General features: G+C 68.2%; 22 protein-coding genes and 1 pseudogene. 21 read left to right on the top strand and 2 right to left on the bottom strand.

The window, feature by feature from the left end; genetic code table 11:
• Nucleotides 1–467, top strand: a pseudogene (locus KVT45_RS46985) (hypothetical protein); the annotation flags it as partial.
• Here the strand turns inward: KVT45_RS46985 and KVT45_RS46990 are convergent.
• Nucleotides 425–970 (bottom strand): NUDIX domain-containing protein, encoded by a 546-nt coding sequence (locus KVT45_RS46990; protein ID WP_254648382.1) that lies wholly within the window; start codon nt 968–970, stop codon nt 425–427. The pseudogene KVT45_RS46985 and the gene KVT45_RS46990 overlap by 43 nt on opposite strands.
• Nucleotides 971–1,913: 943 nt before the next feature.
• Here KVT45_RS46990 and KVT45_RS46995 point away from each other — a divergent pair.
• The 3 genes from KVT45_RS46995 to cutA all read left to right on the top strand — a co-directional run bounded on the left by KVT45_RS46995 (nt 1,914) and on the right by cutA (nt 4,163).
• Nucleotides 1,914–2,348, top strand: coding sequence for an NUDIX domain-containing protein (locus KVT45_RS46995; protein ID WP_308311082.1), 435 nt, complete (start codon nt 1,914–1,916; stop codon nt 2,346–2,348).
• A 37-nt stretch (nt 2,349–2,385) separates the two neighbouring features.
• Nucleotides 2,386–3,735 (top strand): radical SAM protein, encoded by a 1,350-nt coding sequence (locus KVT45_RS47000; RefSeq protein ID WP_217556684.1) that lies wholly within the window; start codon nt 2,386–2,388, stop codon nt 3,733–3,735.
• Between the two features lie 104 nt (nt 3,736–3,839).
• The gene (gene cutA / locus KVT45_RS47005) at nt 3,840–4,163 is read left to right on the top strand and encodes a divalent-cation tolerance protein CutA (protein WP_217556692.1); all 324 of its coding nucleotides are present in this window, start codon (nt 3,840–3,842) and stop codon (nt 4,161–4,163) included.
• A gap of 58 nt (nt 4,164–4,221) precedes the next feature.
• Here the strand turns inward: cutA and KVT45_RS47010 are convergent, their stop codons facing one another.
• A complete protein-coding gene (locus KVT45_RS47010; protein ID WP_217556700.1) occupies nt 4,222–5,463 on the bottom strand; it encodes a helix-turn-helix transcriptional regulator in 1,242 nt (413 codons plus the stop codon).
• A gap of 804 nt (nt 5,464–6,267) precedes the next feature.
• Between KVT45_RS47010 and KVT45_RS47015 the strand changes: the two genes are divergently transcribed.
• The 17 genes from KVT45_RS47015 (at nt 6,268) to KVT45_RS47095 (ending at nt 25,282) form a co-directional block, all read left to right on the top strand.
• A complete protein-coding gene (locus tag KVT45_RS47015) occupies nt 6,268–6,702 on the top strand; it encodes an ATP-binding protein (protein WP_217556709.1) in 435 nt (144 codons plus the stop codon).
• 572 nt (nt 6,703–7,274) lie between these two features.
• Nucleotides 7,275–7,940: a DUF6415 family natural product biosynthesis protein gene (locus tag KVT45_RS47020; RefSeq protein ID WP_217556717.1), complete on the top strand. Its 666-nt coding sequence runs from the start codon at nt 7,275–7,277 to the stop codon at nt 7,938–7,940.
• A gap of 313 nt (nt 7,941–8,253) precedes the next feature.
• A complete protein-coding gene (locus KVT45_RS47025; protein WP_217556725.1) occupies nt 8,254–8,742 on the top strand; it encodes a response regulator transcription factor in 489 nt (162 codons plus the stop codon).
• The gene (locus KVT45_RS47030) at nt 8,739–9,908 is read left to right on the top strand and encodes a protein-L-isoaspartate O-methyltransferase (RefSeq protein ID WP_217556727.1); all 1,170 of its coding nucleotides are present in this window, start codon (nt 8,739–8,741) and stop codon (nt 9,906–9,908) included. Before KVT45_RS47025 ends, KVT45_RS47030 begins: the two co-directional genes overlap by 4 nt.
• Complete coding sequence (locus KVT45_RS47035) at nt 9,898–10,740, top strand: SAM-dependent methyltransferase (protein ID WP_217556740.1); 843 nt, start codon at nt 9,898–9,900, stop codon at nt 10,738–10,740. The genes KVT45_RS47030 and KVT45_RS47035 overlap by 11 nt, the downstream gene beginning before the upstream one ends.
• A 264-nt stretch (nt 10,741–11,004) precedes the next feature.
• The gene (locus KVT45_RS47040) at nt 11,005–12,078 is read left to right on the top strand and encodes a phosphotransferase (protein ID WP_217556754.1); all 1,074 of its coding nucleotides are present in this window, start codon (nt 11,005–11,007) and stop codon (nt 12,076–12,078) included.
• On the top strand, nt 12,075–13,535 hold the full coding sequence (locus KVT45_RS47045) for a phosphotransferase (protein ID WP_217556762.1): 1,461 nt from the start codon (nt 12,075–12,077) through the stop codon (nt 13,533–13,535). Before KVT45_RS47040 ends, KVT45_RS47045 begins: the two co-directional genes overlap by 4 nt.
• Nucleotides 13,532–14,755 carry an NUDIX domain-containing protein gene (locus KVT45_RS47050; protein ID WP_217556771.1) on the top strand — a complete coding sequence of 408 codons (1,224 nt, stop codon included), beginning with the start codon at nt 13,532–13,534 and terminating at the stop codon, nt 14,753–14,755. Before KVT45_RS47045 ends, KVT45_RS47050 begins: the two co-directional genes overlap by 4 nt.
• Nucleotides 14,756–14,779: 24 nt before the next feature.
• The gene (locus tag KVT45_RS47055) at nt 14,780–15,091 is read left to right on the top strand and encodes a hypothetical protein (protein ID WP_217556773.1); all 312 of its coding nucleotides are present in this window, start codon (nt 14,780–14,782) and stop codon (nt 15,089–15,091) included.
• A 102-nt stretch (nt 15,092–15,193) separates the two neighbouring features.
• A complete protein-coding gene (gene fxlM / locus KVT45_RS47060; protein WP_217556789.1) occupies nt 15,194–16,417 on the top strand; it encodes a methyltransferase, FxLD system in 1,224 nt (407 codons plus the stop codon).
• A gap of 58 nt (nt 16,418–16,475) precedes the next feature.
• Nucleotides 16,476–16,682: an FxLD family lanthipeptide gene (locus tag KVT45_RS47065; protein WP_217556799.1), complete on the top strand. Its 207-nt coding sequence runs from the start codon at nt 16,476–16,478 to the stop codon at nt 16,680–16,682.
• A gap of 87 nt (nt 16,683–16,769) precedes the next feature.
• On the top strand, nt 16,770–19,820 hold the full coding sequence (locus KVT45_RS47070) for a lantibiotic dehydratase (RefSeq protein WP_217556807.1): 3,051 nt from the start codon (nt 16,770–16,772) through the stop codon (nt 19,818–19,820).
• A complete protein-coding gene (locus KVT45_RS47075; protein WP_217556814.1) occupies nt 19,817–21,040 on the top strand; it encodes a lanthionine synthetase C family protein in 1,224 nt (407 codons plus the stop codon). Before KVT45_RS47070 ends, KVT45_RS47075 begins: the two co-directional genes overlap by 4 nt.
• Before the next feature lie 35 nt (nt 21,041–21,075).
• Nucleotides 21,076–22,023, top strand: a complete 948-nt coding sequence (locus KVT45_RS47080; RefSeq protein WP_308311083.1) for a thiopeptide-type bacteriocin biosynthesis protein — start codon at nt 21,076–21,078, stop codon at nt 22,021–22,023.
• The gene (locus tag KVT45_RS47085; protein ID WP_217556816.1) at nt 22,020–23,195 is read left to right on the top strand and encodes a hypothetical protein; all 1,176 of its coding nucleotides are present in this window, start codon (nt 22,020–22,022) and stop codon (nt 23,193–23,195) included. The genes KVT45_RS47080 and KVT45_RS47085 overlap by 4 nt, the downstream gene beginning before the upstream one ends.
• A 104-nt stretch (nt 23,196–23,299) precedes the next feature.
• Nucleotides 23,300–24,634, top strand: coding sequence for a methyltransferase, FxLD system (gene fxlM, locus KVT45_RS47090; RefSeq protein ID WP_308311084.1), 1,335 nt, complete (start codon nt 23,300–23,302; stop codon nt 24,632–24,634).
• A 453-nt stretch (nt 24,635–25,087) separates the two neighbouring features.
• Nucleotides 25,088–25,282 (top strand): hypothetical protein, encoded by a 195-nt coding sequence (locus tag KVT45_RS47095; RefSeq protein WP_217556818.1) that lies wholly within the window; start codon nt 25,088–25,090, stop codon nt 25,280–25,282.
• Nucleotides 25,283–25,328 lie beyond the last annotated feature (46 nt).

A 25,328-nucleotide genomic window follows, 5' to 3' on the forward strand; every position in this document is an offset into this window, starting at 1 on the left:
AGCCGAGACCAGGCAGCGGCATCAACATACCCTCGCGGCATAACCATCGAGTGTCCGAGATCACGGGCAAACTTCACGGGGAGGCTTTCCCCGAGGTGACCGACACTGTGGTGAAGGAGTGGCTGCCGGCCCACGCCGACCTGACGTGGGCGAACGTGACCGGCCCGGAGTTCTGCATGATCGACTGGGAAGATTGGGGCATGGCGCCACGAGGGCTGGACGCGGCAACGCTATGGGGCCATGCCCTCGCCGTCCCGGCCTTGGCGAAACGCGTGTGGAGCGAGCGTCGGCCAGACTTGGAGACCAGGTCCGGTCGTCTGATGGCACTGTTCGTGTGCGCGAAGATCGCAGGGCCACACGCGCACCCCGAGGATCCCAGGCTGGAGCTGGCCAGGAAGGAAGCCGCGCGGCTCATTGCTGAGCTTCACGACTTCGGGCAACACCCCTGCGGCAGTTGCCCGGACTGACCGTCATCCGGTCCTGGCCAGCCGTCGAACGAAAGGATCGGGCCGCCGTCGAGGTACCGCTTGACAGCGACCAGGGTGGTGCGTGTGAAGGGTTGCGGCAGGTCGTCCGGAGGCACCCAGGCGATGGTGTCGTGTTTGTGCGGCTCCGCATTGTGGGGAGTACCGCTCCACCGATCGGTGTGGAAGACGAAGGCCATGAACATCCCTGGGATTTCCGCTCCCCAGGAGCCATGCACGACGTGGACGAGGCGCAGGTCCGCCTCGGCGGCCACGACGCCCGTCTCCTCCTTCAGTTCCCGTACTGCGGTCGCGGTGATCGGTTCCTGGGGCTCACCTTTCCCGCTGGGGACATCCCACTCGCCAGGCGCGAAGTCCAAGTGGCGGCTGCGCCGCAGGATGAGGAGTCTGCCGCTGTCCGGATCCGTGACGAGAACAGCAGCGATGAGCCGCGTCGTCATCGGTTCGCTCTTCCACCGGGCCGCCAGCTGATCGGACTCAGTCAAATCGCCTTCCTCCAAACGATCTTAAGGCGTGGGAGTGATACATCCAGCGAAGGGGATCAGTCAGTCTGCCGCAGAAGCCGTACGGTTCGCCTCGCCTTTTCGCCGGAGAGCCCGCTGGTCGAAACTGGTACCCCTTTGACGGCGCTTTCGATGCGGCTCTCCGCGAGATGCGCAAGCAGCTGGGCAGCACGTTCAACCCCCGGCCCATCTGACCGCAGGCGCATCTGCGGGGCCAGCGCCAGCTGGCGGTCACCGTGGCCGTGATATTCGGCCTTGGGCTGCTCCGCCCCACAGCATGGCTGCGACCATCGAACAAATGCCTGAATCGCCCGCACGAAAGTGCTCAACACCCTTACGTCACCGGAGATAGACTCACCAACGTCCGGCAACGGGCACCCGAGCGTCGCGGTCACAGACGGCATTGGACAGGATTCGTCGTCCCCAGGAGCGCCGCCTCGTGACGTACACGCCCACGCTTGCGCCAGAGCCGACTCGCAGACGAGCCCACTCGTGCTGGCGTGGAGCACCTCAGCGCGGATCCGGGCCGACTGGAGGCCGCCGCACGCCAACTGTTGGCTGGCCTGTTCCGTCTCGCTGAGCACTCTGCCGCGCGGCCCGACGCCGGGGCCGCGACCCTCGGTCGACGAGCTGAAGCCCCAGCCGCTCCTGCGGGGGAAGCAGATCTGATTCCGACTCAGCGGCAGCGCCTCCGAGGAGGGGCAATGCCGACGCACCGCAAGGGCTGTCGTTTCAGCCCATCTCGCCTATTTCGTAAGCCAGTTCGATCACTCTCGGGCTGTCTTGACGTGCGGTCGCGCGGCCTAGACTCAAGGTCGTTTGCCCGGCGTTGGCCGCCCGTAATCAAGGGGCGCCTGCCGCGCGCCCTAGCTTTGAGGGCCGCCGGGTGCGCGACCGATTCCATCGAATGAAGAAGGGAGTTCTCGTGCCCGAGAAGGTCACCAAGGACAAGGCGCTGTGCTACGTCGTGCGTGACGGGAAGCTGCTGGTCTTCCGGCACACCAACTACAGCTACGAGGAGGTGGGCATCCAGGTCCCAGCCGGCAGCATCCGCGAGGGCGAGACGCCGGAGGCGGCGGCGCTGCGCGAGGCCCGCGAGGAGACGGGCCTGAGGGACTTCAAGATCGTGCGGAAGCTCGGAGAGACCGAGTACGACATCAGCCCCTACCGGTTCGAGCTCCAGCAGCGGCACGTCTTCCACATGGAGCTGACTGAGCCCACCCCGGAGCGCTGGATGAGCCAGGAGGACCACGACGGGGAGCAGGAGCCCACGCACTTCGAGTGCTTCTGGATCCCGCTGGAGGCCGCCCACATCCTGCAGTCCGGCCAGGGCGCCCTGCTGGGACGCCTGTTCGACTGATCCCCCTACCGGTCTCGGCCACCTCGGGAGGCAGCCGATGCACCGCACCACCGAACAGCACGACCCGATAGCCCAGCTGTACAGCGGCCTGGACACCCAGGATACGGACAGCGCCGTATCGGTGATCTTGAAGTTACGCGGTGAGACCTGCGACATCGACTGCCTTTACTGCTACGAGAAACGCAAGGAGGCCCCGGGCGGAGCACGGATCGACGCCAGCCAAGTGCGCCGGCTCGCCGAGCTCTTCCAGGGGCGTCCGCTCGCCGTCGAACTCCACGGAGGCGAACCGCTGACCGCTGGCCGCGACCACGTCGCCGACGTCCTGAGCGAACTCGCCGCCCAGCCCACTGTGGTCCGCGTGTCCATCCAGACCAACGGCCTGCAGCTGGACGAAGAGTGGCTGGACCTCTTCGACGCCCTGTACCTGGGCCTGCAGATCGGCATCTCTCTGGACGGGGACGCGGCTGGCAACGCCTGGCGCGTCGGCTACGACGGTCAGCCGGTTTACCCGCGCGTCGCCGCTGCCCTACGGCTGCTGGCCGCACGCGGCCGGAGGACGGGTGTGATCGCCGCGGTCACCCCGCCCGTGCTCGGCCGCGCCGCGGCTGTTCTGGACCACCTCGCGGGCTTTGAGGCGGTCAACGCCGTCAGCTTCGTGCCCTGCTTCGATGCCTCCGTCCAGCGTTCGACGACCGCTCAGGGGCGGCGCCTCCCTGCGAGCCGACTGCTGCAGGAAGCTGCGGTCCGCGGTTCCGATGGGCCCGCGTGGGCGATCAGCCCGGCCGAGTACGCCGAGTTCGTGCTCGCCGCGGCCGTGTGCTGGATCGGCGCCGGGTATTTCGCCCGGCTGAAACTGGAACCGGCCGTGTCCACCATCCGGCGGCTGCGCGGGCTGGACAGCGGCTTCTGCCACTTCTCCAGCATGAAGTGCGATCACGTTTTCACGCTCTACCCGGACGGACGACTCGGCAGTTGTGACGAACTGCCCTGGCCGGAGGCTCAACTCGGACGCCTGGACCGGATTCCCGACGAGGCCGTGGTCGTCGCCGCTCAGCGGCGGCTTCCGCTGCTCAACAGGAGCAAGGCCCTGATGGACCGATGCACGACGTGCTCGTACCGGTCCGCGTGTGGCGGCGGCTGTGTGGCCACCCGATGGCGCCAGGACCAGGCCGGGGACCAGGACGCCTACTGCGACTACCGGATGCGCCCATGCAGAAGACGACGTGCAAACCGGGCTCGAATGGGTGGAGCTGGAGAAGGTCCCCGGCCTCAACCTGCTGCCCCAGGGCCTGCGGGGTCCGATCGCCGACCTCTCCCACGGCGAGCCTCCCACCCGCTACCTCGGCGACATCACCTGATGGTCCTACACGGGCGACTCCCGGGATGATGAGGACCGCGGCGAAGCCGCAGCCTGAGCACCGTCTGGTACCTGCGCACCCACAGGTAGCCGCTGGATAGGGTCGGGTTACTCCCGGCTTGAAAGGTAGTGGCATGACCGACATCGTGATTGCGCAGACGACCATCGACGACGAGGACCAGGCGAAGGCGCTGGCTCGGGGCGCGGTTGAGAGCAAGCTGGCAGCGGGCGCTCACATCGACGCGCCGTTCACCGCCGTCTACTGGTGGAAAAGTGAGATCGAGACGGCGCGGGAGTGGCGGATCTCGTACATGACGACCGCGGGCCGACTTCCGGAGCTGGAGGCGTGGGTGGCCGAAAAGCACTCGTACGAGGTGCCGCAGTGGGTCACTCTTCCGGTGACAGGCGGATCGGCCGCTTACCTGTCCTGGGTCGTTGACGAGACGACCAAGCGCTGACGCGCTGCGCGACGCGTTCGCGTCCTGAGCAAGCTCCGCGTTGGGTTTGGCGCGAGCCTCAGGACGCGAACTGCCTTAGGTGATCGGCAAGTTCTCGCTCATTGTCTGGAAGCCAGCTCGCGATGGTTCGGGCGCGCTCCTTGCCCATCGTATTGGGCTTGGCCTGACTCGCAGCCGCAAACTGACGTGTTACGTAAACTCCTTGTTCGACATCTCCGCCGCGTAGCAGCGCGGAAGCGAGGTCGCCGAGGACTACAACACCTCCATCCGATAGGCCGTCCCCAAGGCGTTCGACGGCGGTTTCGGCCGTGGCAGTCAGCTCGGATCGCCCTAGCTGTCCGTACACGGAGAGTGCCAGTGAGTCCATGCGGTATGGGGTCACGAATCGGACCCACGCCTGCTCGCTTGTGTGATCCGCAAAGTCGTAGGCGAAACGTGCTCGTTCCAATGCACGCAGTGCCTCTGTGTCGTCGCCGAGCGACGCAGCCTCCTCGGCCTGCCTGCCGAGCACCCAGGCAGCGGCGGTGGCGTTGCCGTGACCTCGAACATCCTGGGCCGCCTGGGAAAGAAGCCTCAGTTTCTCCTTAGGCGTCGGAGCTCCGTAGCTGGCGTAGGTCAGGGCCAGGGCTCTTAGCGGAGGGTGCCCGGCGGCCGATGCACACTCCGACGTGACCTGGTAGTAGGCATCAGCCTTGTTGATCTCCCCTAGGTCCCAGGCCACCCAACCGGCCAGGGCTGCGGTTTCTCCGGCGGCGATAGTGAGAGCCCGCTCGTGCTCGCCGGCACGGGGCAAAGCTGCCGTGATCGCGTCAAGGTGAGACTCGACCGTGCGCTGCAAACGGCGTGCACTGAGGCTGAGTTCTTGGATGTGTAACTCAGCAGCTCGATCGACGAGCGCGGCTGCGGAAGGCGCATCGGTCTTGGAACCTTTACTGAGGGCTAGGGCCAGCCGACCCCAGGGCTCGGCAGCCGTGCTCACGCCGATGGCAGCGCCCCCCAGCAACGTGCGGCGCTTCACGTCCTCCTGGTCCTCCAGTTCACGGGCTTGTCCCTTTCTCCTCCTGGCGCGAGCGGCCTTGGCCTCCCGCCTCAAGTCTTCAAATGAGACGCCGCAGGCCGCCGCGATCTGTTCAAGCGTGTGGTTGGTCGGGACGTTCTCGAACTGCTCGTAGCGGCTGATCTCTCGACGGGTCATGGTGTCCCGGCCGGAGACAGCGTTAATGGCGGCTGCTTGCTGCTCTTGTGTCCGGCCTGCGTCCTTCCGGAGCCGGAGGAGCAGTTCGGCGAACGGATCTGCCATGAGTGTGACCTCTGTCCGGGGGCGGAATCCAATCATGGCCTCAATTCCCCCTCCAGTTTCCCCCCTTGACAGATATTTCCCCCTCGGATTTCCCCTGGTCCGGGGCCCGGACACGCGATGCGATGGACCCATGAAGACGTTCCGCAGGGCGGCGCCGCCCCCGCTCACGAGGAGGACTATCCCGGCGGCCGGCGCTTGGCTGAGGAGAGACCGACTCTGCAATGCGGCCAAGCTGTCGCGGCGAGGCTCTCTCCTTCTTGTCGGAGAGACCGCTGACGTTCTTCCCGAGGACACTCACGGTCTGGTCGGTTTCGTGCGTCCCATGGAGGACGTGCAGGGGATCACCACGCTAAGGCGCCCGTTGAATTGGACGCCGACAACGAGCGCACGCTCGGGCTGGCTCACCACAGCCTCGCCCAGCGCCGAGCTACGGGGCGGCTGTGATGCAGCGGAACCCGCTGTCGTTATCCTTCATCGTGGAGTTGGCGGCGTTCTCAAGCGCCGGCGCGGCCCGCTCGAACGGGCTGGTCAGCGCCAGGGGGAGCAAGTCGTCTACGGACACAGGGTTTCCATCAAGAGTTGCCATGCCACCCACCATGTCAGGGTCGCCTATTCCTCCGGCACCTCAATCGTTATTACTGACGAGTCAACTTCATCGAAACTTCCTTCCCTTTTCGATGCGGCACGCTGTTCGCTTGTCACCGTGCGAACACGCTGGGTGATTGACGGGACGAGGCGTGCCACGCGGCGCAGTGACGCCGCAGGTCGCACACTCCCCCACACCGCCCACCCGGGAGGCCCTCGATGAGCCCCGCTACAGCTGTCGCGCCGGCTGCCACGAACGCGCCGCCGCGGACGCCGCGTGCCTTCGACTTGGCCTTCACCTCTGACCCAGCCCTTGTCAGCCAGGCACGCCTGATCACCCGCGCGTTCCTGGGCCTGTGGAAGGTAACCGGTGAACTGGCCGAGAACATCGTGCTAGCGGTCTCCGAGCTGGTGGCCAACGCCGTCGAGCACGGGACCGGAGACGTGAGACTTCGGCTCCAGTACCCCGACAGTGAAGTGCGGATCGAGGTAACTGACGACAACCCAACGCCCGCCGTACTGCGCCCCGCCGACGACGAGGACGTGTCGGGCCGCGGCCTGTTCCTCATCGCGGTCCTCGCACGGAAGTGGGGCGTCAGCGAAGACGGCGTGACGACGTGGTGCGTCTTCCGCGTCCCTGCGACGAGGTCGTGATGGCCCCAGTCGCACCTGAAGCCGCCGTAGCGCTGAGCCAGCGAAGGTCCACCCACGACGTGAATCCACTACCTGCATCTTTTTCCATGTTCTCAGCAGTGCCGCTTGAGGGTCGGAACAGAACGCCTCAGCCTCAACCGCGTTCTCCCGTTGAGTTCTTTGGCCTCCCGAGCGGCCCAGACAGCGGGACGTCCCAGGACGTCCCGACCGAGTCCTGTGCGGCGGTACCGGCGTCTCCGAGCTCCCTGAACGATGCCCATGTAGCTCGCCGCGCCGTGTCCTCCTTGAACGAACCGCCCTTGTCGGCGAGTGGCGGCTCGAAATGCCTCGGCGGCTCTTCTTGTGGGGCCGCCGAGGCGGCACCCGAGTCGCCAACTTCTGCTCTCACTAATGGAGTTGCCCTTATGCCTCACACCACGACCCCGGCCCACCTGGTCGACGGTCGGCGAGCGGACGGTGTGTCCTGGCCGGAGGGCTCCGTCAGAGAGCTGGGCCGTGGCCTGAGGACCGTTTTGTCGACCCTCGCGCCCGGCCCATCGCCGCTCACAGCACAGGAGGCCCTTCCTCACGAAGTGACCAGACTGGTCTTCGCCGAGACTGCCGCCGTCAGCGATGACCCGGACGAGCGAAACGTGCAACTGCTGCTCATGCGCGGTTACTTGATGCGACTACTCGGAGCAGTCGTACCCGTTGATACGAACAAGCCTCTTCTAGAGAACGATCGGCTGGTCGCACGCGTGCGTGCCCTACTCGACGAGGAGATTCCCGGCGACGCCGTACGTGCGGCGTTCCTGCACCGGCGGATGTCCGAGGTCGGGCGGGAGTTGCTCGCCGTCCACCCTGCTGTCCACGCCTCTGGCGACGTGGTCGACGGCTGGGGCAGGACTGTGTGCACCAGGTTCGATTCGACGCGTATCCGCGAAGCCATTCGTGCGGCGAAGTCCTGGGAGCAGGCGGGGGTGTACCCGCATCCGCACACCCTCGCGGCTGTCACACAAGCACTCAGTGGCTACGTCACGACGCTCGTCCCCTACGTCTCGATCCACTTGGAATCACTCTCCGCCGGGAGTCGAGGATGGTCCGCATGCCGTGAGGCGATCGAGCGCTCGCAGGAGGCCCGCGACGTGGCTCCGGGCGAGGGGCGCATGGCGGCAAGGGAGCACGCATTTCGTCTCGCGGTCCACGCCGAGGTTCTGCTGCGCTACGCCGAACAGGACTGTGAGCGGGACGGTGAGTGACGTGACCGGGTCCTATCGTGCGGCGCACCCTGAGCGGATTCACGGTGCTCCGGCCACGCCGCAGAATTCGGGCCTACCCCGGAGAGACGAGCCGGTGCCAGGGCGCGTTCGACGTGGCTGGCGGCAGGCTCGCGCGCACTGGGGCGCCGTCCTCCTCGCTGCCGCTATCAGCGTGCCCACCGTTTGCGTCCTCGCCGAACTCGCCCTTCAACTCTGCGGCGGTTCGTAGCTCGCGCCCCCAAGGAGCCGACCAGCGAAGTGGGCCGGCCCCGATATGACGACGACTGTGCCACAACACCGAAGGAGTAGGACCATGCCGGCCCCGGACGAGACGATCTCGCCGCCGCTTTCCCCTCAGGAGCGGGAGGCGCTGCTGGGCATCTCTCAGGGAAGGACGACCGCAGAGACAGCCTGCGACATGGGAGTGTCTGACAGCACGGTCAAGACCTACATCCTCCGGATCGGCGGCAAACTCGGAACCTCGGAGCGGGCGGGCATGGTGGACCTCGCCTATCGTCACGGGTACTTGGACGTCCCCAGGCCCGTCGACTGCCTCGTCGAGCTGCCGGAGGAGCAGCACACAGTCCTGGCAGGACTCGCCGGAGGAAGGACCGTCGAGGAGATCGCGGCGAGCGCGAAGCGTCCGCTGGGCGACGTACGCAACGCTCGTAGCCTGCTGCGAGCGCTGGGGGCTTCCTCGGCCGCGCACGCGGTCACGCGAGGGTGGCAGCTCCGTCTCCTGAGCTCCGCGACCGACCGTGAGAGCAACGTAGATGTCGTCGCCATGGCAGGACAGGCATGAACGCCCGCGTCGAGGCCGGCAGTCTGCGACCGGGCAGCGGCCACGTTCACGAGCACGCGGGGGACATGCTCACCTGCGATCGGCGGCAGGACTTCGTGCCCCATGTGATCCGTACACACCGGGGTGGTCGCTGGCGCAGGGTGGACCGGAGTAAGAACGCCGGCGAGTGGGCGAAGTTCGTCCATCGCTCCGAGATGCTCGTCTTCGACGTCGACGACGGTGGGGAGGGCGGCCCCGGCATCGTCACGGGAGTGATCCCGTCCAAAGAAGACGCCACGACGCGCCTGGCCGCGCTCGCTCCGGTACCAGGGGCCGCCATTGCCGAGATCGGCACTGATTGCGGCTGGACGGCAGCCTTGCTGGACCACCTTCTCCAGGACGGACAGGTGGTGACGGTCGCGGACACAGAACGTCTCGCCGAGATCGCCCGGCAGCGCCTACGCCCCTACCCGCGGGTTCGGGTCGTCAGCGGATCGCTGGCCAGGGTCGTGGGACCGGCGGGTTCGTTCCACGGGCTCCTGTCCCATCGTGCGGTACGGCGTGTGCCGTGGGAGTGGGTCACCCGGGTCCGTCCGGGTGGCCGGCTGTGCCTGCCCGTCCGTACCGCGCTGGGCGGATCCAGCACGCTGCTCGTGCTGACCGTGGCGCGGGACGGGGTGTCGGCCAGTGGACGTTTCCACGCCGGACCGGCTCCGCAGACGGCGTGGCTGCGCGAGCACCGGCCTGGTGAGGGCTCCTCCGTGGAGTCCCAGGGCAGCCTGAGGTCGTCCGAAGTTCTGGACGCAAGGGGGGCGCACGTACGGTCAGCGGCCCGGTTGTTCGCCGGGCTGCTTCGCCCTGACCTGCGGATGCAGGTGGTGCGCGGCGTTGCGCAGCTCGAAGGGGACGTTGCCGACCGCCTGCGTATTCATGACCACCAGGCGTCTCGAGCAGTGGTCTTCCTCCACTCCCCCCGGATCTACGAGTGGGGCCCGCGTGATCTCGGCTCCGATCTGTTCGACGCACTCGGTCAGTGGCAAGCGGCTGGAGAACCAGAGGTGGAGCAGCTGGGTGTGACAATCACGGAAACCGAACACACGTTGTGGCTCGGCGCACCGGACGGCCCGTCGTGGCGTCTGCCCGAACTCCGCACGATCACCCGCGGGGTGGAGCGAGATGCGACCTGACCACCCGATGCTCCTCCACCCCTCCGGCGCGGTCGCCGAGTTGCAGTCGCGGCCGTCGAGCGCCCGGATGCAGAACTACCTGCTCGGGGGGCGGGACAACTACATCGTCGACCGTGACGGGGCCCTTCGGGCGGCCGACCGGATGCCGTTCCTGGAGAGCGCCGTCCGCCACGAGCGCCTATATGTCCTTCTGATGGTGCAGGCCCTGGCAATCGCGGGCATCCGGCAGCTGGTCGACTTCGGCTGCGGTCTGCCCCACGACCCCACGCCGGTGGATGTCCTGACCCGCATTCATCCCGACGCCCGCGCCGTCTGCATTGACAACGACGTGCTGGTGCACGCCTACGCCGACGAGATGATGACGGCAAAGGCGCCCGCCATCGTCAAGAGCCTATGCGCCGACGTGCGCGACCCCGAGTCGGTCCTCGCTTCCAGAGAAATCCTGGAGACGATCAACTGGCGAGAACCGGTCATCCTTCTCCTCGGTAGCGTGCTCCATCACATTGAGGACACCACAGCGCAGCCCCTCACCGTCCTCGTCGACCAGTACAAACACGTCGCCGCCACCGGCAGCGCTCTCGTCATAACGCACGCCACCGCCGACCTCTCTGGCAAACCCGTACGCAGATTCGCCAAGACCATGACGGCAGCCGGCTGCCCCGTCCACCTGCGGACGAAGGAACAGATCGCCCAGCTGTTCGACGGCTGGCAACTAACCTCCCCGGGCCTAGCCGCACCACAGACACTGGCACTCGAACATCCGGTCCTGCCCCAGGCCGCCTCGTACGCCGGCACGGCTCGAAAGGAGTCCGCGTATGGCCGAGCTGTCTGATCAGCAGACCGGCGTGATCAAGCCGGTGACCAGCCAACTCCCAGCGCTGTCCCGGCTAGACTCCGTGGCGTCCGGAAACGGGCACCCGGGCGTCGCGGTCACTGACGCTGGACGTCACGTCTGCACCCCGGAGATCCGCATGCCCAACCACCTCGTGTTCCCTCACCTTCCCGTAAACCCCTTCGTGGGGCCGTTGGCCGACGCCACGCCCCGGTGCCCGAACGCGACAGGGCACCGGCCGCAGCCCCATCTGGCAGGCCGGCCGTGAACGGGCAGACAGCCTCGCATCGCGGCGGGGACGACGCGGCGCAGAGCGAGTTCGTACACGCCGCGCTGCTCCACAGCTTCGGGGCGCGGGCAACCTCGGTGATGCGTGTGCGTGCTGGGACGGACACCGTCAACCACCGCGCCATACTCGACGACGAGCGGCAGGTCTTCGTTAAAATCATGCGCCCCGGGCAGGCCGAGGCAGAGGTACGTGCAGCGACGCATCTGGCCTGCTTCACCCGCAGCGGGGGCCTGCCGGTGCCGCGGTTCTGGCTCGGCCGCGACAGCATGCCCTTCGCCCGGCACGGCGGCCGTCTCATCACAGTGCAGGACTACATCGACGGCATCCCGGCCTCCTCCCAGCCCCTGACGATCGCCCTGGCCGAGGAGATCGGGTCCGTCATCGGGCGTCTTCACCGCCAGCTGGCCGCCTACCCCGGCGCCCTGCCGGTCCTGTCCGCCCGCTGGTGGACCGACGCGGGCCAACAGCGCTTCGACAACGACTACCAGCGGCTTCGCGACGTACTCGCCGACCACGAGGGCACGGCAACCGCAGCGCATGCGCAGATGCTGGAAGAGCGGCGGCAGGATCTGCTCGCCCACGCCGATTCTCTGCGGAAGGGATTCCCGGCCGATCCGGTGCGCCAGCCGTTGCACGCCGATCTGACCACACCCAACGTGCTGTTGAGCCCTGCCGGGCGAGTGGCCGCGGTCATCGACTTCTACGCGCGCACGGGGCCGGCGGCGTGGGAGGTGGGCCGGATCGCCCTCGACCCGCGGACCGTGGCGAGCGAGAGCGACTGGGTGCCCGTCGCCCTCGCGATGATCACCGCTTACCGGGAGGAGAACCCGTACCTGCCCCGAGAGGACCTGGTCGCATGCATCCGCATGGCTCTGCTCCACGCGCTGCACTCGCTGTTCGGGCTGTACGAGCACTACGTCGAGCCCAGCACCTACGACGTCGGGGACGTACTGCGCTACTGGGAGCAACGGCACGTCATGACCCGCCGTGTCCTCCCCCAGCTCGGCCTCCTGGAAGACGAAATCCGAGCCGCGGCAGGCGCGCGATGAAGCCCGGCGGACACGATCACGCCAACAGCGAGTCCGGCGTTCGGCACAGCACGGGGCACGGGAACGCCGCCGCCCCCCTGGGACTCTCGGCTGGCTCACGCCACCGCGAACCCGTCGACGTCCATCTCATCCTGCGGCGTAGCGACGGGGTGCTGCTGAGCCGGCGGGCGGGCGACACCTACGCCTCGGGCCTGCTGCACATGCCCTCCGGGCACCTCGACGGCGACTTCGAGGACGTGGTCACCGGAGTGGTCCGGGAAGCCGAGGAGGAGCTGGGCATCATCATCCGACCGGCCGATGTCCGTGTCGCGCTGGTGATGCAGCACCGCAGCCCCCAGGGCCATAACCGCACCGGCTGGTTCTTCGAGGTCACCCGGTGGATCGGCGTCCCACGCATCGCCGAACCGGACCGCTGCTCACAGCTGGACTGGTTTTCCCTCCGTGACCTGCCCGACGACATGGTGGCGTACTGCCGGGCCGGCCTGGAGGCGTACCGGGACGGGCACACATTCGCCCTGCATCTCCAGGAACCCGACGACTCGATCGCCTACGCCCCGAACGGGCCAAACCGCCTGACCCCCTTGCCCCCGCGGGCCCAGAACCCGCGCGCCGTCCTCGGTGAGCAGCTCGGCACGTTCGCCGAACAGACCATCGGCCCGCTGATGGAGGTCACGGACGCCTCCTGGGCGCGGGAAGCCTCCCGCGTGTGGCGGCTGACCGGACGCGACGGCGGGAGCTGGTTCCTGAAGGTTCACCAAGGACCCAAGTTCCACCAGCGTGAGGTGGGTGCCCTGAGAGAGTGGGCCCCGGTCCTCGGAGCCGGCCGCGCCCCACAGCTCGTCGCCGCCGACCCGGAACAGCTCGCCGTGATCGTCAGTGCGCTTCCCGGCCGCATCCTCCACGGCACCGACCTGAGCATGGACGCCTGGCAGTCGGTCTACCGCCAGCTCGGGCAGCTCTTGCGGGCACTTCACCTCGGCGAGCCGCCGATGATGGCGCAGGCCCTGGGCGGGCTGGCCAAGCTGGAGCGGCACCTGGCGGCAGCCGACGGACTCCTTGAGCCTGGAGAGGAGACGCTGGTGCGGTCCCTCGCCCTGCAGCTGCCCCAGGTACCCCCCGTCCCCCATGGCCGTCGCCACGGTGATGTCCAGAAGCGCAACCTGCTACTCGACGACCACGGGAACCTGGCCCTCATCGACTGGGAACGCGCGGAAATCGGGCCCCTCGTCAGCGACTTCGTCCGCATCGCCGACACCTGGACTGACGCGCCCGAACTCAAAGCCGCCCTGTTCGACGGGTACGGCCGCACGCTTTCCCAGGATGAGGTCCAAGCACTCAAGGGTCTGTCGGCCCTCGACGCGGTCAGCGGCATCCAGTACGGCGCCGCGCACGGCGACCCCGAACTCGTCGAGCGCGGGCAGCGCACCCTGCACCGGCTCCGGAAGGAGGCAGCATGACGACATCCGGCAACACGGCATCGGAGCGGGTGAATGAGGATGCCTGGCGTGAGTACGGGCGCAGGCAGCTCGACCGCGGCTACCAGCCCCCGGAAGTCACCAAGATCGACTGGGGGTTCTGGGGCACCGGCCCCGGCACCAGCATCCTCGGCGACATCGCCGGTTACCGCGTACTGGACCTCGGCTCCGGAGCCGGAGTCCACGCCGCCCATCTCAATCGCGACCACGCGGCCTTCGTCGACGCCATCGACATCTCCCCCACCCAGCAGCAGCGCGCCCTGGCCCGGTTCGGGCCCCTGGCAGGCGGGCGATTCCTGACCGGTGACGTCGTCGCGCACTTACGCGAGAGCGAACCCTACGACCTCGTCTACTCCGTGCACGGCCTGTCCTACATCGACCCGCACCGACTGCTACCCGCACTGCGCGATGGAATCCGGCCGTACGGACGACTGGTCTTCTCCACCCTGCACACCAACCTGAACGGCCTGGAGCCCTCCCACACCGTCACCGCCCGCCAGGAGGAAGTGCGGCTGGCGAGGACCGCCCCGATCCCGGTGCAGATGTGGATCCTCACCCCCGAAATCTGGGAGCGGCTGCTGGGCGAACACGGCTTCGCCGTCGAGTCCATCGACCTCCTGCACGCCCCGGGCTCCGACAACCCGGTCGTCTGCCAGCTCATCCAGGCCCGCCGCCTTCCACAGGCCAACGCGCCCAGGGTAGAGGCTCGGGAGCGAAGCCTTCGGCCGCCCCTCGCCCAGGCTGCCCTAGGGGTCGGCATCATCGTCACCAACCCAGACGGCCACGTGCTGATGGGACAACACCGTCTGGGCCCCTATGAGTTGCCCGGCGGCAAGGTGGACGCACGCGACGGTGTCGGCGAGTCCATCGAGACCGCCGCGATCCGTGAACTCGCCGAGGAGACCGGCCTCGTGGCACACCCCAAGGACGTCCAGGTGCTCGCCGTGCTCCTCGACGCACGGCACAACCTCAACCGCCTCACCGCCGCCGTTCTCATCCGCCGCTTCCAGGGCACCCCGACCGCCAACGAACCGAAGGTTGTCGCGCAGTGGCAGTGGCGCCGCCTGGACGATCTGCCCAGCCCGCTGTTCGTGCCCTCCGCCCAGGTCCTCACCCACTGGCGCCCCGACCTGCCCATCGACCATCCCCCCGCCCACCGCTATCCCATGCGTTTCTCCCCGTCCGCCTCGGCCGCGCACTGACCACGACGCAGAAGGAGTCCCGCCGTGACGCCGGCGCTGTTCCGATTCGGCACGTACAACCTGCTCGACCTGCAGATACCGACCACGCCCGACGAGAAGCGGCGCTACGAGCTGATCGCGGAAAACATCCGCTCCGTCGTCCAGGACCGCACGGGCGTCCTCGGCATCCAGGAACTCCTCGGCCACACCAAGGCCGAAGTCCGGCGGCTGCTGCGCCACGCCCGCCATCACGTGACCGTGTGCGTCACGTCCGGGTGGCCGGTGATGGAAACCCAACATCCCGACCGCCACACCTGCACCTTCGAACGTATCCAGGAGCTGCCCCTGGGGCGCTGAACGACAACTGGCCGCCGCAGGCCAGCATCCATCACCGCACCACCATGCAGTTGGCGCCGACGCCGGAGGCGAAAGCGCACGAAGCCCCGTAAGGAACCCTCTATGACCGATGTGACCGTGGACCCCGACGAGGCCACCCAGTTCCGCAACAAGGTCGTCGACCAACTCAAGGAGGACGGCACGATCGTGTCGCCCGAGGTCGAGGCCGCCATGCGCAAGGTGCCCCGGCACCTGGCCGTGCCCGAGGCGCCGCTCAGCGACGCATACAGCACGTACAACGCCGTGATCACGCAGGAGGACGAGCACGGCAATCACACCAGCTCGGTGTCCGCACCGCAGATCCAAGCAATGCAGCTGGAGCAAGCCGGCATCCGTCCGGGCGACAACGTGCTGGAGATCGGCACCAACGGGCCGAACGCCGCGTACCTCGCGGAGCTGGTCGGGCCCACAGGGCAGGTCACCACCGTCGACATCGACCCGGCGCCCGCCGACCGAGCCAAGCGGTTCCTCACCGAGGCCGGCTACACCAACGTCAACGTCGTGGTCGCCGACGCGGAGATCGGTGTCGCCAAGTTCGCGCCCTACGACGCGATCGTGGTAACCCTCGGCGCCTGGGACATCCCGCCCGCCTGGATCGACCAGCTCAAGGACGACGGCCGGCTCGTCGTGCCGCTGCGCATCAACGGCCTGACCCGTACGTACGGGTTCATCCGGCAGGCTGACCACCTCGTCGCCACCAGCGCCCACGTGTGCGGGTTCGTAGCGGCGCAAGGCTCCGGCTCCCACGCCCAGCAGATCATGCAGCTCCCCGGAGAGGACGGCGTCACGCTGCGCTTCGACGAGGGCCTGCCCGCCAACCCCTCTCTGCTGGACGGCGTCCTGAACAGTGCCCGCGCCGAGACGTGGACCGGGGTGACCGTCGCCAGCCAGGAGCCCATCGGCACCCTCCAGATGTACCTGTCCACGCAGGTTCCGACGTACTGCTTCATGTCCACCAACCTCGAGTTGGCCACAGGCAAGATCGGCCCCACCGGCAACAGCTGGTCCATGGTCGCTATCGACGGACCGCACTTCGCCTACACCGTCGTGCGCCGCGACACCGAGAAGAAGACCGCGGAGTACGGCGTCCACGCCTTCGGGCCCGACGCGGCCGAATTCGCTGAGCGAATCGCCGACATCCTCCGCACCTGGGGCGAAAAGCTCCGCGGCACGGACGGCCCGCGCATCGCCGTCTACCCGGCGGGCACGCCCGATGACCTGATCACCGGCGACCGGGTCATCGACAAGAAGCACAGCCGGATTTCGATCTCCTGGCCGGCCGTCTGAACCGCGGCGCCCGGCCAGGGTGTTCTGCACCATCCCATCGGACAAAGAGAGTGATCGCATGACCACTGCCACACTCAGCAACGTCACCGCGTCGACCCTGCTGCCGGTCGACGGACTCGCCGACGACGACTTCGAGCTGGACATCAAGGTCGTCATCGCCGAGAGCCCCCTCACCGTCTTCATGTGCCCCACCAGCGACGGCTGCGGCAACACCTGCGAGAACGGGGCCAGCGCCTGCCAGTCCTCCATCGAGGACGCCGCCTGACACGCGGCATCCGCCGGGGTGGCAGCCGATCATCGCTGCCGCCCCGGCACCACCCGTCCGCGCGCCCCACAACAGGAAGGGACACCGGTGGCCCACGCACTACCCCTCACGTACCAGTGGCAGCCCGGCATGCTGCTGCGCGCCTCTACGGCTTCCCGGCCGATCCCTGTACCGGACTTTGACCTGCACGGCGACGACGCCACGATCCGCGGTCGGCAGTGGCTAGAGGAGGTATGGCGCGCTCCAGTGCCGACGGCACTGTCCGCAGCCAGCCCCGTCCTGTGTCAGCGCATCGCCGAGATCCTGAACGGCACCGTCACCGACGGCCGCCGCATCAGGCGGGCCGTCCGGTCTGTTGCCGCGTACCTCCTGCGGTGGAACCACCGGCCCACCCCGTTCGGGGTATTCGCCGGCGTCGCCCCCGCTGAGCCCGCTCAAGCCGCCCACGTTCTGTGGGGTGACGGGTACCGGACTGTTCTGCGGCCCGATTCCGACTGGCTGACGGACGTCATTACCCGCCTGGAGAGCCACCCCGCTCTGTTGGCCAAGCTGACGATCGCGGCCAACAACACCGGCCGCTCCCGTGGCGGCCGGCATGTGGTGGAGGGCATGCCGGCCGACACGCGCACCTCCGGCTACGCCCCGATCGAGCTGTCAGTCCGCCTGACCCGGCCCGTGGCCGCCGTACTGGAGGCGGCCGGCGCCCCCATTCCGTACGACAGGCTCGTGCATCAATTGGCCCGCCAGTTCCCTACGGCGCGCCCAGAACAGCTCACCGGCTTGATCTCCGACCTGTTGAGCAAGAACATCCTGATCAGCAGCCTGTGGCCCCCGATGACCTCGGTCGACACCCTCGCACACATATGCGACGAGCTGGAGAAAGCCGATGCCTCCAGCATCCCCGGCCTCGCCGAATTGACCTCCCAACTCGCCTCAATCCGGGCTAACATGAACCAGCCCGGCACAGCCGCCCCCTGGACGCCCAGCGACCGGCTGACGCAGAGCATGCAGCGCGTGAGTTCCACCGGCCGCGTCCCCCTCCTCGTGGACGCCGCACTGGACTGCACCGCCCACATCCCCGAAGCCCTCCTGGCCGAAGCCGCCGAAGCCGCCCAGGTCATGCACCAGCTGTCACCCCATCCGTACGGGTATCCGCAATGGCGCGACTACCACCAGCGGTTCCTCGACCGGTACGGCAACGAGGCCCTGGTGCCCGTACTGGATTTGGTCGCGGACAGCGGCCTCGGCCTGCCCGCGGGTTTCCTGGGCTCCGAGCGCGCCCGCCCGCCATATCAGGTGACCGACCGGGACGAGAAGATCCTGCGCCTGCTCCAGGAGGCGATGCTCGACGGGAGGCGTGAGCTGGTCCTCACCCCGGCGACGATCGCCGACCTGACCGCCGACCACTCCGAACCGCTGCTGCCCCTGCCCCGGGCTGAGATCGCCGTGGAGATCCACGCCCCCACCCCTGATGCCGTGCAGTGCGGCGACTATCGGCTGCTGGTCACCGGCGCCCCCCGGCCCGGCAGCAGCATGCTCGGCCGGTTCGCACACCTGCTCCCGCCCTCCGCACAGACCGCGCTCACCGACTCCTACGCGACCGCCGGCCCCGGCGCCGTCGCGGCGCAGCTGTCGTTCACCCCTCGGCGGCGCCGCAACGAGAACATCGCCCGCACCGTGCAGGTCCTGCCCTTCACCATCCCTCTCGGCCAGCACCACGAGTCCGGCCCCCACGTGATCCCGCTCGACGACCTGGCGGTGACTGCGGATACTCGCCGGTTCTATCTGGTGCGCAGGTCGACGGGGCAGCACGTCGAGCCTCGCGTCACCCATGCGCTGGAAGCGTCCGTCCACACGCCGCCGCTCGCCCGGTTCCTGGCGGAGATCACCACCGCCCGCAGTGCCGCCTACAGAGCGTTCACCTTCGGCGTCGCCGCCACCCTTTCCTACCTGCCACGCGTGCGGTACAAGCGGACGATCCTGGCGCCTGCCCGTTGGCTGCTGTCCGCCGAGGAACTGCCCGGCCGCTCCGCCCCCATGGCCGACTGGGACAAGGCACTGGCCCGGTGGCGCGAGCGGCTCTGCGTTCCCGATCACCTTGCTCTGGTCGAGGACGGCCAACAGCTGCCCCTCGACCTCGACCAGCGCATCCACCGGGCGCTGCTACGCGCTGGCGTGAACCGCAACCGCGTTGTCGAACTACGCGAAAGCACAACTGCGCAAGACTGGGCATGGATCGGCCGCCCCCACCAGCTCTTGATCCCCCTGGCGAACTCCACCCCCGCCGGCCCACCAAGCCTGCCTGATGCCGCTGCCGCCGCCCCCGGGAAGCCCAGCCAGTCCACAGTCCTGTATGCCCGGCTGTTCGCGCACCCCCAGCGGTACGACGAGATCCTGACGGGCCACCTGCCCACTCTGCTCCGCCGGTTCGCCACCATGCCGCTCTGGTGGTTCAGTCGCCATCGCGACACAACCCGCCCCGACTCCGACCAGCACCTGGATCTGTACCTGCGCCTCCCCGAGCCGGCCGCGTTCGGTCCAGCCGCCCAGCTAGTCACCGACTGGGCAGACGCGCTCAACAGCCACCACCTCGTGTCCCGACTGGAGTTGGCCCCCCATCCGCCGCAGACCGGCCCGCACGGGCACGGCCCCGCTCTGGACGCCGCGCACCTGGTGTTCGCCGCTGACTCAGCCGCCGGCGTGGCGCAGATCCGTGCCGCCGCAGATGACCTCGCCGCCGGACAGGCCCTGACCGCTGCGAGCATGTTCGACCTGACGGTGCGGTTCACCGGCAACGCAGACCAGGCATCGAACTGGTTGACCCGCGCTCTCCCTCAAGAACACGGCCCCATACCCAGGGATCGAATCACCCTGGCCCAGGCTCTGGCTGATCCCGATCACACCGCTCTCCAAGCCCTGCCGGGCGGCCCCGATGTCATTGCCTCATGGCGGCAGCGCGCTGCCGCCCTGGCCGCCTACCGGCAGCAGCTGGCCCCCGGGCACAACTCCGACAACGTGCTGCGGTCGCTGCTCCACCAGCACTGCATCCGGGCGCTGCCAGTCGACCCTGATCACGAACGCGTCACCGGTCGGCTCGCCCGGGCCTGCGCCCTGCGACACCGGGAGCGGCAGCCATGACCACCGCAACCAGCCCGGCCTTGCTGGCGCACACCTTCGCCCGCCACCTGACCACCCCCGTCCCACCACCCGAAGACCAGCCCTGGGCGGCGCAGGATCTGGCCGTCGGCGCCGCGGGAACCGCGCTGCTCCACATCGAGCGCGCCCGTACCGGAGACGGCACCTGGCAGCAGGCACACCCCTGGATCAAGACCGCCGTCGCCACCCCCGTCACCGCCGCCGACACCAGCGGCCTGTACCTGGGGGCGCCCGCCGCAGCATTCATGCTCGACTGCGCCGTCACCTCGGAGGCACCCCGGTACCAGGGCGCGCTGACAACTCTCGATCACCACGTGACCCAACTCGCCCACCGTAGATGCGATGCGGCCCAGACACGTATGCGCCACGGGCGTCCAGCCACCTTCCACGAGTACGACATCTTCTACGGGCTCACCGGCATCGGCGCGTACCTGCTGCGCCGGTCCCCGTCCGGCACAGCGATGGCACGCGTCCTGGCCTACCTTGTACGACTCACCCGACCCATCCGGCACGGCGACCAGGGCGTGCTGCCCGGCTGGTGGGTCGATCATCAACCCGACCTCACCCCGTCCACCGTCCCCGCCGGCCACGCCAACTTCGGCGCCGCCCACGGCATCACCGGCCCGCTGCTGCTCCTTGCCCGCGCCCTGCGCCAAGACGTGAGGGTCGACGGACAGGAGGACGCCATCGACACCATCCTTGACTGGCTCGATACGTGGCGGCAGGACGGCCCCGCCGGCCCCTGGTGGCCTGAACACCTCCGCCTCGGTGAACTCCGTACCGGCCGTCCCACCCAACGCGGCCCGGCACGGCCCAGCTGGTGCTACGGCACCCCCGGCATCGCCCGCGCCGGACAGCTCGCCGCTCTCACCCGCAGCGACCCGGCTCGCCAGCACCTGTACGAGGACGCCATGGTCCGCTGTCTGACCGATCCCGATCAGCTATCCAAGATCACAGACGCCAGCCTCTGCCACGGCTGGTCGGGCGTCTACCAAACCACCTTCCGCGCAGCCCACGACGCCGCCACCCCAGCCCTGCGCGCCAGCCTGCCCGACTTGGTCGCCGCCCTAACCCAGCACGCCCACCCGTGCCGTGCCCCGGGCCTCCTGCAAGGCGACGCGGGCAGCGCCCTCGCCCTGACCACCGCAGCCCACGACGCCGCGCCGACCTCGGGATGGGACGCATGCCTACTGATCGACTGATCCAGCCCGTCCGTCTGGAAGCGACCCTGCACGCCGTGCTGGCCGTCCTGGCCGGCACCACCACGGACACCGCTGCAGCCCGCGCCGGACTTGAGCCCGCTGACCTGCACGCCGCCGTCGCCGTCTACCAGCAGGCCGGGCAACAGGCCCTCGCCCAGCAGGCGGGATCCCCGGCATGGCGTCAGCTGTACATCCAATTCACCGCCTGGGACGAGGCCGAGCAGACCGCCGCCGACCGCATCGCCCCCGTCCTGGGCCTGGCCCAACAGGATGGTCTGATCACCGGGTGGTGGTTCATCCGAAAGCACCCCTGCTGGCGGATGCGGCTGCTTCCTGCCATCGGGACGCAGCTCCCCCAGGCTTTGGCCGACATGCTCGACGAACTCACGGCAGCCGGGCGAGTCCACCGCTGGTGGCCTGGCATCTACGAGCCCGAAACCGCAGCGTTCGGCGGCGAGAGCAGCATGAGCATCGCCCACACGCTGTTCCACGCTGACAGCCACGCCATTCTCACTACAGACCATGGCGAGTTGGGCCGCCGGGAGTTGTCACTGCTGCTGTGCGCCACCCTGATGCGCACGGCTGGACTGGAGTGGTACGAGCAAGGAGACGTCTGGCATCGCGTCGCCCGGGAACGGCCTCTGCCCTCAGACGTGCCGACGGCCAAAGTCCATGCAATGGCCGACAGCATCCGACAGTTGCTCATCGCCGATACCAGCCCTTCTGGCCCCATGCTCCAGTCGGACCGCACCCTCAAGTCCGCCGCGGACTGGGTGAGCGCGTTTCGTCAGGCCGGAAGAGACCTCGGCACAGCCGCCCGGGGCGGGGCCCTCGACCGGGGCCTGCGCGAGGTCATCTCCTACCACGTGATCTTCCACTGGAACCGGATCGGCCTGCCCGCCCGTACCCAGAGCGTTCTCGCTCACGCGGCACATACCGCGATCCTGCGTCCGGTTGACGCCGCGGAGAGGCCGATGCCGTGATCGCACCGCTCCAGCACCCACAGGCAGGGCTCCGTCGGCTCTCCAGGCGATTCCCTCTGGTCAGCCGGCCCCACCTCGTCTACCCCAGTTTCGCCGCCAGGATCGACGAAGTCCGCTCCTGCGGGGAGAAATCGGTGCAGGACGGGCCGCTCCGCGACCGGATCAACCGTGCGTGCGCCACTTGGAACCTGTCCGCGCTGATCGCCTCCGACTGCGGGTTGACCGAGCTGGCGACCGACCTCTGTCTGCGTCAGCTTCGTCTCTTCCAGACGGCATGGCCCGTCTCCGGGGACACTGCCATCGCCAGCCTCCAGCCCATCGTCAACCTCGTACGGCTGACCGCCCGAACTGGAAACCCGCAGGCCGCCTATCAGCAGCTCATGAGCGTGCACCGCGCCGCACACGACGGCGGCACCGTGACCGTCCACGGACAGGCCATCGACCTCACGAGCATCACCACCAAGGCCACCCTGGAGCGCATCCAGCCTTGGCTCAACGACCTCTTGCTCGACGACGGAACCCGGCTCCTGGTCGCCACAGACCAATGGCAAGAGGCAGCAGAGCACGCGACCGCCTACGACCAGGAACCCGAGCGACTGTACGGCAGCAGGCAAGCACGCGTCGTGGCGAGTCTGCTCGCGGACGCTCTGGACACGGCCAACGCCCTTATCGGCAAGGCCACGATCACCGAGCCGTGGGAGGAAGCCGTCGCGCAGATCCTCCGCCACTACGCCGACCGCCTTGCGGGCCGCGCCACAGCAAAAGGGTTCGCCGCCGCGGCACTCGCCGTGCGCGATGCGCTGGAGCCGGCCCCGCCGCACCTGCGAATGTTCCGGGTGAGGCTGGTCCTGGCTGTGATCGACCTGGTTCCGGAAGGCTGCGAAGCCCTCGTACGCCCCCTGTACGACGCGATCGTCAGCGACACCACTCAGGCGTGCGACGCGTACGCCGCGCACGCAATCCTCCGGAACCCGGTCCTACCGGCCAGCGAACGGTCATGCCGGGAACTGGAAGCCATCGTCTACGACGGCGGCCTCGGCCGGGGCACCCTGCAAGCATCGGTGCTGTCCACGATGATGCGGGCTGTCAGCACGGCTGGCGAAAGCCTCGTTCAGTGCCTCACCGAGGAAGGAGGGGTATCGCCGGATGCGAGACGGCCACACGTCAGTTGATGCAGGGACCGCCGGCGCTTGGGGGCATGGGGTGCCTGCCGCCCTCGCCCAACACGCAATGCCGGCCAGCGACCACGCCGGAACCCTTCAGCAAAAAGGAGGCTGTGGCACCGCCCGCCCTGCCAAGTCTCCTGCAGGGACAAGGAAAGCATCGCTGCGCCTCCCCGCCATTTCATCCCGATAGCCCCTACCTCACGCGAATGGAGACCTCCGTGCCGCCCGTCACTGATCCCGCCGCATGGCGCGACGATCTCGTGAGCCGCCTCGTTGACACCGGCCACCTGCGCACCCCAGAGGTCATCGCCGCGTTCCGGGACACCGAGCGCCACCGGTTCCTCCCCGGTGTCGACCTTCAAAGTGCCTCCGTCGACGACGCCGTGGCGATCAAGCACGACGCGACGGGCACGATGCTTTCTTGTATCTCGGCCCCCTCCGTCGTCGCCACCCAGCTCGAACAACTGGGCGCCCAGCCCGGGCACAAGATCCTCGAAGCCGGGGCCGGCACCGGCTACAACGCCCAGCTGCTGTCCAAACTCGTCGCTTCGGACGGCCATGTGTGGACCGTGGATGTCGACCAGGACCTCGTCGACGGTGCACGGAAGAACCTCGCGCAGGCCGGGGCCGCCAACGTGGCCGTCGTGCTGGGCGACGGCGCCGCGGGTCTGCCCGAGCACGCGCCCTTCGATCGCATCCAGTTCACGGTCGGCGCCGGCGACATCCCGGTGCGGATTCTCGACCAGGTCGCCCCCGGTGGACGCCTGGTCATCCCGATGCGGATTCGCGGCAGCATCTCCCGAAGTTTCGCGTTCGAACGCGACGGCCAGACCTGGAGGACGGTCTCAACGGAGATGATGACGTTCGTCCCCCTGCGCAAGGGCATCTGCGACGACGTCCGCACCATGGTCGACATGGCGGGCGAGGGAGACGTGCGCCTGGAGACCTACAGCGAGCAGATCGTCGACCGCGAGGCGATCCGCACCGTCCTGGACCAGCCCCCGGCCGAGATCTACACCAGCGTGAAGTTCCGCAAGGGCGACCCCTACCAATGGCTCTACCTGTACCTGGCATACGTGTTGCCTAACGGCCTGTCCCGGATGCCGGGGTCCCGCTCCGGCCTCGTCCCGAACTTCGGCTGGGGCTCGATGACCGCACTCGACGGTGACACCTTGGCCTACCTCACGAAACAGGAAGACGATGACGAGCACGGCCATTTCTGGCAGATCGGCGTCATCGGCCACGGCCCGCGCGCCGCCGAACTCGCCGGCCAAGTCGCCGCCGAAATCGGAGAGTGGGACAAAAACTGGGGCAACAACGCTCCCGAACCCAGCTTCCGCATGGCCGTCGGTAGCGCCCGCGACCGACTCACAGCCTCCGAGTCACGTTTCGTCATGGACAAGCCCTGCAGCCGCCTCGTCGTCGACTGGCCGCACAGGAGTTGAGCCGACGATGCCATCACAGCAAAGGAGAGGATTTCAGCCCGGTTGACCACCTGCACCGAGCGTGCACGGTTCTGGTATTTCCCGTTCTGCCTGTCAACTCCCGTGTGCTCCATCCATATTTCACAGGTTTCTGACCTGAGACCGTCGATTACTTCCCTGGTTTACCTGTAAAATCAATGAAGGCCGGAAACGGCCACCCGGGCGTCGCGGACATGACGCGAGACGACAAGTCTGCGCCCCCGGAGGACATCGTGCCCGCCCTGTTTCCCGCCTTAGCCGGTATGACGGCCCATCTCGGCCGCGCCCGGACCAATGCGGTTGCGAGCTGCGCAGGAGTGCCATCCGTCCGACGCGCCCACGTCTCAAATCCCGCGGCCCCGTCGGCCATTGCCGCCAGCGCGATTGGCAGCACGGGGCCCCCAGGACGCACGCACTCGCCAGAAACCCAATTCCGTGAGCATCGCTGTCTCCCTGGCTGTTGTGCTGGCCATCATGGTGTGGCTGCTGATCCGCAAAGGCGGCCTCAAGGCCGGCCATGCGATAGCGGCCGTACTCCTCGGCTTCTATCTCCACGACAGCTCGCTCGCTCCGTCCATCAGCCGCGCCGTGCAGAGTGCGGTCGAGATGATCAGCGAGATCCGCGTATAGACCGGCCGCCGGGGCACCCTCGTGGGCCCGGACCGTACGCCGCCTC

It is taken from the genome of Streptomyces sp. GbtcB6, from assembly GCF_019091475.1.
Classification (GTDB): domain Bacteria; phylum Actinomycetota; class Actinomycetes; order Streptomycetales; family Streptomycetaceae; genus Streptomyces; species Streptomyces hyaluromycini.

Bases quoted from the DNA above. Each gene is read 5' to 3' on its own strand.
- KVT45_RS47000 (WP_217556684.1), top strand. From the start codon at position 2,386: ATGCACCGCACCACCGAACAGCACGACCCGATAGCCCAGCTGTACAGC.
- cutA (WP_217556692.1), top strand. From the start codon at position 3,840: ATGACCGACATCGTGATTGCGCAGACGACCATCGACGACGAGGACCAG.
- KVT45_RS47010 (WP_217556700.1), bottom strand. From the start codon at position 5,463: ATGGCAGATCCGTTCGCCGAACTGCTCCTCCGGCTCCGGAAGGACGCA.
- KVT45_RS47015 (WP_217556709.1), top strand. From the start codon at position 6,268: ATGAGCCCCGCTACAGCTGTCGCGCCGGCTGCCACGAACGCGCCGCCG.
- KVT45_RS47025 (WP_217556725.1), top strand. From the start codon at position 8,254: ATGCCGGCCCCGGACGAGACGATCTCGCCGCCGCTTTCCCCTCAGGAG.
- KVT45_RS47030 (WP_217556727.1), top strand. From the start codon at position 8,739: ATGAACGCCCGCGTCGAGGCCGGCAGTCTGCGACCGGGCAGCGGCCAC.
- KVT45_RS47035 (WP_217556740.1), top strand. From the start codon at position 9,898: ATGCGACCTGACCACCCGATGCTCCTCCACCCCTCCGGCGCGGTCGCC.
- KVT45_RS47045 (WP_217556762.1), top strand. From the start codon at position 12,075: ATGAAGCCCGGCGGACACGATCACGCCAACAGCGAGTCCGGCGTTCGG.
- KVT45_RS47050 (WP_217556771.1), top strand. From the start codon at position 13,532: ATGACGACATCCGGCAACACGGCATCGGAGCGGGTGAATGAGGATGCC.
- fxlM (WP_217556789.1), top strand. From the start codon at position 15,194: ATGACCGATGTGACCGTGGACCCCGACGAGGCCACCCAGTTCCGCAAC.
- KVT45_RS47065 (WP_217556799.1), top strand. From the start codon at position 16,476: ATGACCACTGCCACACTCAGCAACGTCACCGCGTCGACCCTGCTGCCG.
- KVT45_RS47075 (WP_217556814.1), top strand. From the start codon at position 19,817: ATGACCACCGCAACCAGCCCGGCCTTGCTGGCGCACACCTTCGCCCGC.